General features: G+C 40.0%; 5 protein-coding genes. All 5 read right to left on the bottom strand.

Going from position 1 to position 4,918, the window contains the following annotated elements:
- Positions 1-4 precede the first annotated feature (4 nt).
- A complete protein-coding gene (locus tag JZO85_RS21555; RefSeq protein ID WP_207110585.1) occupies positions 5-220 on the bottom strand; it encodes a hypothetical protein in 216 nt (71 codons plus the stop codon).
- An 18-nt stretch (positions 221-238) separates the two neighbouring features.
- Entirely contained in the window at positions 239-2,635 is a 2,397-nt protein-coding gene (locus tag JZO85_RS21550; protein WP_207110584.1) for a WxL domain-containing protein, read from the bottom strand.
- Positions 2,632-2,976, bottom strand: coding sequence for an LPXTG cell wall anchor domain-containing protein (locus tag JZO85_RS21545; protein WP_207110583.1), 345 nt, complete (start codon positions 2,974-2,976; stop codon positions 2,632-2,634). Before JZO85_RS21545 ends, JZO85_RS21550 begins: the two co-directional genes overlap by 4 nt.
- Entirely contained in the window at positions 2,966-4,057 is a 1,092-nt protein-coding gene (locus JZO85_RS21540; protein WP_207110582.1) for a WxLIP family cell surface protein, read from the bottom strand. The genes JZO85_RS21545 and JZO85_RS21540 overlap by 11 nt, the downstream gene beginning before the upstream one ends.
- Before the next feature lie 88 nt (positions 4,058-4,145).
- The coding region (locus JZO85_RS21535) for a WxL domain-containing protein (RefSeq protein ID WP_207110581.1) at positions 4,146-4,918 on the bottom strand (773 nt) is incomplete at its 5' end.

The following is a 4,918-nucleotide window of genomic DNA, read 5'->3' as shown; positions in this document are numbered from 1 at the left end:
TTTTTTAAGCAGTTAACTGGTTCTGGATCAGAACATATAAGCTGATTCCCAGACCAATCCAGACGATCGCTAAGAGGAACATCCCCCAGTTTGCCAGCAGATAGGTCAGCTTCTTCTGTTGCGTCCGCTCACAATAAGCCAGATCTTTCACTAGGAAGAAGATGGCTAGGAATAGAGCAACAATCCCCATCCCAGTAGATAGCCAAACATAGTTATACATATCGTTCTCTCGCTTTCTTTAAGGTGCGGTAGTCAAAATCCAATCCATATTGGCAGTATAGGTATTTCCTGCAATACCAGTATTACCAAGTAAGTTAAGTTCAACGTCACTAATTGCATAGTCCAATTGATAAACACCTTGAGATCCACCATTAGTCAAAGAAACTGTTGCACCATCTGAAGTGATTACTTTGTTTCCCACTCCCCCAATAGAAGTCATAGATTCATTGTGCTTATCATAATCATTCACTTCTTTTAGATCGCCATTTTTCAAATTGATACTAGTAGTCGTTGGCAAGGTCTTCGTCCCACTAGTAAATTGACCCAATTTTGCTGTTAGTGCCCAGCCACCCATACTTTTTTTGTCAATCAAACGAATATAAGGATTATAACCGCTTTGATAGGATGCGGCATCCAGTTTCTTAGTCTGTGCAGAAGTTTTGACTTCAACTTGCCCAAACTTGAATGATGGAATATTGATTAATCCCGCATTACCAGGCTCCAAATTCGGCTCATCCGGATCATCGATTCGTATAAAATTATCTGCTTCAATTGGAGTAGAAATATTACCGTTTAATTCTATTTCCGCTGGTAACACTTGGTTAACTGCCCCTGTAGAAGTTGTGGAGAAGGTAATATCCGCATAATTGTTAGTTGTCACAGGAATTGAGACTCCAGTCAATGTTACTCCTGAAGTCCAATCACTTGCAGTTACAGGGAATGTTTGAACGGCACCTGTTGCTGGTGTCACCGTAACCTGAGTTGGTGCAGCTAAGCCACTAGACCAATTAGCAGTCTTTTTCAATACTAAGTCTTTCAATACCGTAGTACTAGTATTTGTAACTCGACTGGTCCAAGAAACACTTCCTCCACTGTTAATAATCTTTGGATTTGGTGTTAAATCAATAGTAGCTGCCGACTTTCTAGGCGAATAATAGTAATTAAACTCTTTGTCCTCTTTAACATTTCTTAGCGTTCCTCCATTTGTCGAATTGATTACCCCTGGATCGTCCGTAACATTTTCCCAACCAACCATGTCCCAAACTCCTAATGATGTATCAATTAGAGTTGGGCGACCATAATAGAAGGTTCCATTATCATCAATCGTAGCGATTCTAGGATTCGAGATTCCTAAAGAAGAGTGCACCGAGATTGGTGTGCTATCAGAGTTCTTTAAATATCTTTCCGTCGTTGTTCGTTTCTTCCGAGTATACTGGTACTGGATATTAGTATCCGCATTAATCGTTAATGATACGGGTGTTGTTTTCGGGCGTAGAGCCCCTGAAGATTCTGTACTAAGTTTCCAGCCATTGTACTCCCACTCACTATTTCCAGCATCTGTTTTACTCGCTGGTGGATTGCCTTCAAATGTATTCCCATCACCTACTGTTTGAGTCGTGTTCGATGGGGCATGAATATTTGTCCATGTTGTACTTACATATAATTCTTTTACAGTTCGCGCAGTTCTTTTTTCATACACGATGTGAATTTCATCTTTTGAATCATCGAATTCAGCTTGGCTGGTTATACTTGGTGGGTATGTGTCATTGATAGATGCTTTATTTCCCTTACCTTTATACCAACCTTTATACGTATATGCGTCTGTCCCGACAACATATACTTTTGGTAATGAGCTTCCCTTGTTCATTGTGTACGTATAAGGATCTGAGGTAATATCAGTTAATTTATTCTGAGTATAGCCAGTTGGCGGTGTAATTGATGCACCAGACTCATCTTCAAACACCTCTTTAAATTGTTGATATACTGCATAATAGTCTATAACCAGCCCTGTGTCCCCTATAATGTATGCTTCTGAAGTATTCGGGTAAAGAAAATCTTCTCGGACAGCAGCCAATCCCAAGGATAAATGCGTGTTAGGGTTTGGATTTAAATTTACAACTCCTTTAAATGATCCGTCTGATTGCCTTACAAAATATATAAGAGATTCTCCGAAACCGCCTGTATTTGCATGCCACGTATTGTGTTTCACATAACTTACGGGATTTCCTTTGTTCAAAATAAAATGCTTTACATATCTTGCTGACGAAACAGTAGGTATCACTAGGTCTTGAGCTCTCCGACTGATGCTATACTCAACTGTCCATGGTTGAGTAGTTTCATTAAATTCTGGAAAATGAAGTGTGAATTCATTCTTTCCAGGATCTTTTGAAATACTTAATGGCATCTGAGTGAGAATCGGTGTACCTCCATATCCCATTTCTCCTCTCTGGATTACACCTTGTAAGTTCAGCGTTTTTGAAAAATCTGTTCCGTCTCTATCCAAAAAACGAATATTTCCCTCCATTGCAGGAAAATATCCTGTCCTAGCCGCAAATACTTTGGGTGTGAGAAGAAGTGAAAGTGATATTACTAAAATTCCTAACATGACAGAAATAATTCTTTGTTTTTTTTTCATTTTTCTTGCTCCCTCCTATGTCGTTTCACGTAGAAAAGGAGTGTTCCCGAAAAGAGAAGGACACCTAAAACACTGATCCCCATTTTCATTTCTTCACCTGTTCTCGGGAGTAATTTGCTCCAGAGAGATTGATCACTTGAATTCCCACCCGTACCGGGAAACATCTCTCCTCCAGTCTTGTCTTGCTTTTTTTCGTCTTCTGTTTTCTTATCTTTCTCATCATCCACAAACCCTACTCCTACTGGTGTCTGTCCGTTAAAGCTGTCCGCATGAACAGTCAGAGACGAGTACCATAATCCTGCAAAGCATAAAAAAATACTCAAAAATAGTTTACGCTTCATTTGATTTCCTTCCTTTCGTTCTCTTTACTAGTCGAACAATCAAGAATACGAGTACTCCCACAGTAACCATAATGAGAATATATGCTGTATGCATCCACCAATCAGGAATGATAATTTTAAAAACAGTCTGTTCGTTCATTTTTTTAGCGATCTTACTCGATATCGTAAAATTCTGTTCAAACTGCCACTTCTTATCCCCGATCCTAGCAATCCCCTTAAATGTATACTCTCCCGCGACAATCTGATTCATGCCCCAATCAATGTGAAAAGGGAAGGCCGAATTAGGCGCAATGCTCACATTCTTTAATTTTCCTTCTGCAACAGACTTATTCGTTCTCTTTGAAATGATCTTTCCTTCCACTGTCGCATCTTTAATAGAAACCGGTTCTGGATTCTGGATAGAAGCTTCTAAGATTTTACTGCCGTAATTCACTTCAGGTTTCACAGTAGTTAACTTCAGTTCAGGTTCTCCATAAATCGGATTTTTCTCATCTTCTGTTAAAACCATCCCAATAGCATAACCGTAGGTGTTCTTCACAGATAAGCCCGTTTCGCTATCCTCTGTACTACCTTCCTTTAAGGAGACACGTATACCACCTAAAAGTATCCCTTCAAAAGGTTGATCGTTAGGAATGGAAAGATCGATTTCTGCTTTTCCTTCCGAGTAACTTTTTACTGAAACCTCATTAGATCTAGGCTGTGCTACATCCGTTATCGGTAGGCGCATACTTTCATCCGGTCTTTTGTCTCGCTCATCATAGGTGATTAATCCATTCTTGTTGGTCGCTGCACGAATGACTTCTACAGTATAGTGTTGTGTTTCAGGTGAATTATTCATGATTTTTAATTCAACAGTCTGTGTCTGACCAGGATGCACAAGTAAGTGGTAATAGCTCACTCTGTCATTTATCTGATTCTCCGGTAGAACTGACTGAACTTGGAAGCCAGCCTGTTTCCTTGTCTCAGTTGTTTCATCATTATCGCTCGTAGTTGTCTTTTCAGCATGGGTGATTCCACTTGGTAACAAAAATAGAACGAGTAGCAAAAAACATAGTTTGTAAAATTTTTTTTTATTTTTCATGTATGGCTCCTAAGAATGAAAATGGATTGAAGATATTATTTCTTTCTTCAACCCATCTTCTGTTTCTATCTTACTTACGTATTAATTTTTAAATGGAATCTGTTAAGGTCCAATCAACAATTCCTGCATATTGTTCTCCTGTTGCAACATTGTTCATTGCAGTTGCAGGAACATTTAATTCAATATTGGTAAATTCACCTTGCCAATACCCTTCACCACGACCGTCTGCTGCATTTGTAGTTGTTTCACCAGAGGCACTCATAATAGATGCACTAGTTGTACTCAAAGTAACTGATGAGTTTACTGTGTCAGGTGTGTTAGCTGTCGCACTAGCAGTAGTCGGTGTTTGTGCCCAAGTTGTTGGAGTCAATTCATTGATTCCTTGTGCCATCGTGATCGTTGCACCAGTTAGCTTTTTGGACGTTCCACTATCCTCTAAATCTGCTCTTAGTTTTGCTTCTAGTTTCCAACCCGAAGCACGTTTTCCACGTACATCCCCAACCGCAAAGTGTTTGGTTGGCGTGTTTGACCCTGCTGCTCCACTAGTATTAGAAGCCGGACTTCCTTCCCAATCATCGTCTATCGCAATTTTAGTTGTCGTAGTAACCGTCGTAGTTGGTACTGTTGTCTCCGCAAAGTTAAACTCTTTAGGAACATACAACAAACCAAAATCGGTTGCTGGCGGATCTACTGGCGGATCAATTGGCGGATCAATTGGCGGAAGAACTAGCGTTCCCGACTTGAATGAAACTGATCCTGTAGAGCGCCCACCATATGTCGCGGCATCTGCTGAAAGTGTTGAATTCACCAATATCCCACTTACAAAGGCTGCACTTAACAACCCTGTCACTAATTTTTTCT

Source organism: Candidatus Enterococcus murrayae (assembly GCF_017315985.1).
In the GTDB taxonomy this organism is placed as follows: Bacteria; Bacillota; Bacilli; order Lactobacillales; family Enterococcaceae; genus Enterococcus_A; species Enterococcus_A murrayae.
The sequence above is the reverse complement of the archived record's forward strand: the minus strand, read 5'-3'. Positions and strand labels throughout refer to the sequence as shown.